The 1,500-nt window shown below is 35.3% G+C and carries 1 protein-coding gene; it reads left to right on the forward strand.

The window, feature by feature from the left end:
* A partial coding sequence (locus tag ACKI2P_RS03620; RefSeq protein WP_407375100.1) for an Ig-like domain-containing protein occupies nt 1-1,500 on the forward strand: 1,500 nt, incomplete at both ends.

The following is a 1,500-nucleotide window of genomic DNA, read 5'->3' on the forward strand; positions in this document are numbered from 1 at the left end:
TATGCTCCTTTAAAAGAACCAAATTTAAAAATTCAAGTTGATGATATTGTCAAAGGCCAAACCGCAGCTGTAACCATTACCTGGGACAATCAGGCAACAGGAACAGTTACATGCAATGTCAATGGTGAGAAAATAACTGCAAATGCAGAGGACGGTAAAATCACTAAAACAATTTCCGGTCTGGACATTGGATATTATGATGTTGACGTATCATACTCAGGTGATATGAGATTCACTCCAACCACTGCAATCAAGACTTTTGTTGTCAGATCAACTGATGATGTTGCAAACAACATCCAATTCGATGGAAACAGAACTTTCAGCTTCAATTTAAATAATGCAAAAGGTAACTTAACAGTTAAAATCAATGATAAAACCTACTCAAAAGTTTTAGTCAACGGTAAAGCCAGTATCATTATTGATAATTTAAATCCTGGTGATTGGGAAGCAATTGTTACTTATTCAGGAGATAGTGTATATAATAGTGCAAACCGCACATTCTCAGTATCTGTTCCTAAATTCAACATAACATTAAACGAACAAATAACTACTGAAAATGTTATCGCTACAATCTCACTCACAATCCCGGATGATGCTGCCGGTAATGTGACATTATCTGTCGGCACTAAAAAATACACAGAAAAAGTCACCAACGGCAAAGCAACAATCGTTGTTGATGACTTGCCTGCAGGTAACTACACGGCAACACTCACATACTCAGGTGACAGCAAATACGAAAGTGCAACTAAAAACATTGATTTGAAATTAACCAAGATTCCTGTTGAGTTGAATGGGGATAATCTGGTTATCATTTCTCCTAGTGCTTCACCAAGTGTTAGTGTTAATTTGGATAGTCGGGCAACAGGTAAGTTAATCGTGGCAGTAGGATATAATGAATATTCCAGTACTTTAATTGATGGTTGTGCTGATGTCATCATAAATGATTTGGATTCAGGCAACTACACAGCCATAATCACTTACAGCGGTGATAACAGATATGAAAAGGCTTCCAAAACAGTTAACTTGGAAGTTCCTAAAAAAGCCATAAAATTTAATGAAACCACATTATCAATTGAAATACAAAATAACACTGCCATATTCAGTGTTAATCTGCCTGATGATGTAACAGGCAATATTACCGTATCCATAAATGATGATAAAATAGTCAAAACTTTAAATAGGGGCAATTGCATCATTGAATTTAAAAATCTGGCCGCAGGCAATTATGAAGCTCTAATAAACTACACTGGAGATAATAATTATGAACCTGCCACTAAATCAGTCAGATTCTCCATTTCCATGGTCAATATCACTTTAGACGATAACAATTTATTCATTGAAAACTTAACAGTAACCCTTAAATTATATGATGATGCAAAAGGCAATTTGTCTGTTATCATCAATAATAAAGAATATAGGGAAGTTTTGGTTAATGGAAGTGCAAGTCTTGAAGTAACCGGTTTGACTCCTGGAAATTACACTGCAACTGTCGTTTATTCA

Source organism: Methanobrevibacter sp., assembly GCF_045541095.1.
GTDB lineage: Archaea > Methanobacteriota > Methanobacteria > Methanobacteriales > Methanobacteriaceae > Methanocatella.